The organism is Halomonas colorata (genome assembly GCF_014897985.1).
GTDB classification, from domain to species: domain Bacteria; phylum Pseudomonadota; class Gammaproteobacteria; order Pseudomonadales; family Halomonadaceae; genus Vreelandella; species Vreelandella colorata.
Window position 1 is genome coordinate 1 of the sequence record NZ_JABUZA010000081.1, and the last position, 5,438, is coordinate 5,438.

The following is a 5,438-nucleotide window of genomic DNA, read 5'->3' on the forward strand; positions in this document are numbered from 1 at the left end:
ATAACTTGTCACCGGTTGAGTATGAAAGGCGTTACTTTAAGAGCCTAACGGGTGTCTAGAATATCCGGGGCGATTCAAGCTTTTTGAAATAAACGATTTGTAAAGGAAGTCAAAATGAAGCTTGGGCTGGATCTGGAGAACTGTTACGGCATTAATAAGCTAGTGAAGGAGTTAGACTTCACCAGAATTGATGGCATTTACAGCGTGTGTTCTTTGTATGCGCCCAACGGAACATTGAAAACCTCCCTGGCCAAGGCACTAAAGGACATTGAAGAAGGCAGGCAGTCAAAGGACATTATCTTTCCTGAGCGAGCAACGAAACGACTTGTTACTTTAGATGGCCAGCCTGTTAATGCTGGCCAGATAATGGTCATTAATTCCTACGACGAAAGTTATAGCTCAAAGCAGGTCTCCACACTATTGGTTAACGAGGCCCTAAAACGCGACTATGACGAAGCCCTAAAAGAAGTCGATGATAAAAGAGCCTTGCTAATAAAAGATATGGCCAAGTCTTCGAGAAAGCAGAATAAAGCGATTCCGGAGCTGATCTGTGAAGCATTTGATCGGCCAGAAAAAGAGTTTCTTGACTTGTTGGCAGATTTGAAGCTTCAGAGTACACATGATTATTCCAGTCTTGCCGATTTTAAATATGGAGATCTTTTTAATCCAAAGGTTCTGGATCTCGCATCCACAGACAGCTTTGATCAGGAACTGACTGATTATGTGGAAACCTATGAAAAGCTCATTAGCGAATCAGCGGTTCTGTCGAGGAGTTTCAATCACCAGAAAGCGGGGAATGTTTCAAAAAACCTCTCCGATACAGGCTTCTTTGATGCATCTCACAGCGTCAATCTTTCAATTAATGGCCAAAAGAAAGAAATAACGTCAAAAGACCGTTTGAATGAAATTTTACAGGAAGAACAGAATAAGATCTTTAAGAATCCAGAACTGAAAGAAAAATTTAGCAAGGTCGATAAAAAGCTAACTACAAAAGAGACTCAGGCCTTTCGGGATTTTATTTCAAATCACCAAGAGTTGTTACCAGAGTATAAGGATGTAAAGAGCTTCAAGAAAAAACTGATTACAGGCTATCTTCAATCACACCAATCAGCTTGGGATGGCCTTGTTTCAACCTACAAATCGAATCAGCAAAAAGTTAAATACATCATTGATCAAGCGAAGCAGCAGGAAACGATTTGGAAGGGCGTTGTCGATATATTCAACAAGCGTTTTTCTGTGCCATTCAAGCTTAGGGTGGACAATCAGGATGATGTCATTCTTAACGATGCGGCTCCATCTATCGAATTTGACTTTGATGATGGACGCGGTGTTCAGCAGAAGGTTAAACATGAAACCTTGCTCGATACGTTGAGCCAAGGCGAGAAGCGCGCACTTTACATACTGAATGTTCTTTTTGAAATTGAAGCCAAAAAGAATGCGGGCGCTCCGGTATTTATTGTTATAGACGATATTGCTGACTCCTTCGATTATAAAAATAAATACGCAATCGTTGAATATCTTCGTGATATTTCGCAAGTGACCCATTTCTATCTTTTAATTCTTACACATAATTTCGATTTCCATAGAATTGTAGGCGGCCGGATAATTGGAAGCAGGAACCGCGTTGCACGTCAGAGGCGAATGCTGGCGACTAAGACAGCCTCAGAAATAAAGATTAACCCTGAGAAGTACCAGAATGATGTATTCGTCGCTTGGAAACGAGATATGCATCAAAATGAGCATTACATGCTTGCCAGTATTCCATTTGTTAGAAATCTTGCTGAATACTGTGGACACGATGCCCATTACTTAACACTAACATCATTGCTTCATCTAAAGGCAAATAGTCAAAACATCACTGTGCAGCAATTACAAGATATATATCGTGCTATACTTGTAGATAAGTCTTCACTGATCCTACCTGATGGTGCATCACGTGTGATTGACAAGATATTTCAAAAGGCAGACGAATTATCAAACGCTGCGCATGAGTCACCAGAGCTTGAATCCAAAGTCATTGTTGCAATAGCCATCCGATTAAAAGCGGAGCAGTTCATGATTTCACAGATAAATGATCAGACTTTTGTCGACGGTATTGAATCTAATCAGACACGAGAGCTGTTTGATAAGTATGTCGAAAAAAATCTTGGCGAGACTGAGAAAGTACGCTTATTGGATCAGGTCAATCTGATGACTCCAGAGAACATACACCTGAACTCATTCATGTACGAGCCCATATTAGACATGTCTGCATTGCAGTTATACAATCTATATATAAGCATTCAAAATCTATGAAAAAAATATACAAAATTTTCATAGCTGCGCCAATTAGGATGTTTTAAAATTTTTAATTATTTACTATTATCGATGATCTTTTAAATGCCTTAACATTCTTGAATCCAACGGTTGCAGAGTATAGCAATATTTTCTAATTATGACTATAATATGAACTCACATGCGGTTTTGGTTTACAAGGGAGAAAGCACATGCGGTATCAATACTTTATAATGGCATTACCTGTTATCGCAAGCATAATATTGACTATATATGTTCACCGTATAACAAAGCATAAAAATTAAACGTACTGTATAGCTTGCTTCTGTCTATTTTAAGTTTCATTTATAATGAGACTAAATACTAAATTAATTAATAATTGAAGTTATAATGTTTCATTTTTTGAGCAGAGAGTCGAAATTTTACATGTACTGAGCAATAAATTTTTGTGAAAAGCTACGGAAGTATGAAATGGTGGAAATGCTAAAAAAATCAAACAATTACACTTTTTCACAAATTAGTACTTGTAATAGTAACGAAGAAGGCCAGCTTCTGGTTCAGGAAGTCATTGAGCATTTGAAGTACCGTGGTCCGGTCACACGCTTGTTAATCAGCGATCTTAACCGCCCAGCGGTCAGTCGCGCGCTCGCCAAACTGCGCTCCAACCAAGAATTCCAGCCGCTTTTTCAGGCAGCGCAAGCTCGTTCACGCGCTGACTGGCTGTATGGCATCAACTTGACGCGTGCCTGGACGCTCACCGGCCGCCAGGCGGGCCATGATGGCGTGCTTTCCGTGGGCCGCGTGCAAACGCCGGTACTCGGGCTGATCGTGCGTCGCGATAACGCCATCCGAGATTTCAGGCCTCACCCGTTCTACCCACTCTGGGTAGATCTACAAGTTGAAAAAGGCCAGCTACGCGCTTGGTGGGCGCCCAAGGAAATCCAGCCTCTAGATGACCAAGGCCGCCTGATTGACCGCACACCGGCTGATGTACTAGCCGCCCAGTTGCCGGGTGCTGCAGGCCAGCTCACCAAGCTCGACCAGCAAGAAAAACGCCAGCCGCCGCCGCTGCCCTACTCGCTCTCCGCCCTTCAGGTAGACGCCGCCCGACGCTTTGAGCTTTCTGCCCAGATGGTGCTGGATATTTGCCAACGCCTTTACGAGCAGCACAAGCTGATCACCTACCCGCGCTCCGATTGCCGCTATCTACCCGAAGAACACCTGGCCCTTGCCCAGCGCAGTTTAACCGGCGCCTGCCAAAATGATGACACGCTCAGGCAGTGGCTAAACGGCGCTGATTTTTCGCTACGTTCAAAGGCGTGGAACGACAAGCAGGTAGGCGCCCACCACGCGTTGGCCCCTACCGGAAAGCCCGCGGATTTCAGTCAGCTCTCGGCCACCGAAGGCCACGTGTTTCGGCTAGTGGTGCGCAACGTGATGGCCCAGTTCTATGGCCCGCTGCGCACCTTTGAAGTCAAAGCTGAGTTCACTCTGTTAAACGAGGCGTTTCGTGCCCGCGGTCAAAGCATCCTGGCCCCCGGTTGGAAACCGCTTTTCACCACTAAAGAAGAAGCGCCACCGCTGCCACCGCTTACCCAAAATGAACGCTGTAAAGCACTAGGTGCTGGCGTAGAGGAAAAGGAAACCCGTCCACCCGAGCCGTTTACCGATGCCAGCCTGATCAAGGCAATGATGAATATTGGTCGCTATGTGGATGACCCGAACGTTCGCAAGACCTTACGGGATACTGATGGTCTGGGTACCGAAGCCACCCGCGCCGGTATTATCGAAACCCTAGTACAGCGCGGCTACCTGGTGCGTAAGCAAAAAGCACTGCGCGCCACCAAGCTCGGCAGTGCGTTAATCGCCGCCCTGCCCAGCGCCGTCAGCACGCCGGAGCGCACGGCACTTTGGGAGCAGCGTCTGCGCGCCATTTCCGAGCAGCAAGATGATGCAGAGGCTTTTCAGCATGCCCTGCTGGATGACCTTCGCGCCCTGCTTAATCAAAGCGATGCGAACAAACTCAGGCAGAGTTTGCAAACGGCTCAAGGTGCAGCGGGTAGCCCGGCAAAGCGTACGAGTAAGCCGAAAAGGCGTTACACGAAAAGAAAAAGCACCGTGGGACCAACCAAAAGCTAAGGATTAATAATCAAGCGAGCTCTTTAATAAACCCTTTATGAAGCTCGTTTTTACTCCGGCCGATAATGTTTAACTAATTATTATTAGGCATAATTGTGGCTCTATTCTAATAATTAAAGAAAGATAACGGTATAAATTACGGAGTTATTAAGCCGAGAGTTCCGTTAGCCTGCCAGGCACTGCCATCACCCATTCGCGAAGCGCCAAAATCGTTGGGTCGTTGCGGCGGCTTTCAGGGTAGGCCAAAAAGAAGGCGCGGTCTTCAAGCTCGGGGCCAAAAGGTTGTATCAAGCGCCCGTCGGCCAATTCATCTTCGATAAGCTGACGGCTCATCAGCATGACACCCTGGCCCCCCACTGCCGCTGCAATGGCGTGGCTTTCATCAGAGAACGCAAGGCCGGCGCCGACATCCAAGCCAGGAATCTGGACGATCTTCTGGTAACCCGGCCAATCCGTGGGCGATATAAATACACCCTGTGGCCGAAAGTGTATCAGCGGGTATTTCGATGCATCCTTGCCCGCCTGCTGAGCAAGCTGTGGGCTGCAAACCGGAATCAAAGTGGTATCAAAAAGCTTCTCGGCGACTAATCCCGGCCAGCGTCCATCGCCATGGCGAATGGCAAGGTCAGCGGTTATCCCATCGAGCAAAACGGGCTCGTGAGACGCATGAATACGCAAGTCGATGCCAGGATGGGATTCACGCAGCCTGTAAATCCAGGGTAGTAGCCAGCGCACCGCCATCACCGGCGTGGTCGTCAGCGTAATGGCTTGCCGTTCGGGTAAGGCACTCAGGCGTCGGATGGTATTACTGATGTTGTCGAAAGAGGCTTCAAGTACCTGCTGCAACTCGCGGCCTTGCGGCGTCAATTCAAGCGTAAACGCGCCACTAACCACATCTTCTCAAGCGGAGTTTTGCTGACCACACTGAGGTTTCTTCATCCAGGAGACCCTCATGATCCAAGAACTCAACTCCATGCAGGCGTTTTGGCTCGGGCATCTGTATCACGCCTCGGTGCGCGAGATTC

The 5,438-nt window shown here is 46.9% G+C and carries 3 protein-coding genes; 2 read left to right on the plus strand and 1 reads right to left on the minus strand.

Features of this window, described 5'->3' with window-relative positions:
- Positions 1–114: 114 nt before the first annotated feature.
- Both INT33_RS20680 and INT33_RS20685 read left to right on the plus strand, forming a co-directional pair.
- The gene (locus INT33_RS20680) at positions 115–2,295 is read left to right on the plus strand and encodes a hypothetical protein (RefSeq protein WP_193092915.1); all 2,181 of its coding nucleotides are present in this window, start codon (positions 115–117) and stop codon (positions 2,293–2,295) included.
- Positions 2,296–2,754: 459 nt separating this feature from the next.
- The gene (locus INT33_RS20685; RefSeq protein WP_226940293.1) at positions 2,755–4,413 is read left to right on the plus strand and encodes a DNA topoisomerase; all 1,659 of its coding nucleotides are present in this window, start codon (positions 2,755–2,757) and stop codon (positions 4,411–4,413) included.
- Between the two features lie 147 nt (positions 4,414–4,560).
- Here INT33_RS20685 and INT33_RS20690 read toward each other — a convergent pair whose 3' ends face one another.
- Complete coding sequence (locus INT33_RS20690) at positions 4,561–5,307, minus strand: LysR substrate-binding domain-containing protein (protein WP_319643949.1); 747 nt, start codon at positions 5,305–5,307, stop codon at positions 4,561–4,563.
- Positions 5,308–5,438 lie beyond the last annotated feature (131 nt).

What these genes read in the sequence shown, in the direction of transcription:
- INT33_RS20680 (WP_193092915.1), top strand. Translation starts at nt 115, where the DNA reads ATGAAGCTTGGGCTGGATCTGGAGAACTGTTACGGCATTAATAAGCTA.
- INT33_RS20685 (WP_226940293.1), top strand. Translation starts at nt 2,755, where the DNA reads ATGCTAAAAAAATCAAACAATTACACTTTTTCACAAATTAGTACTTGT.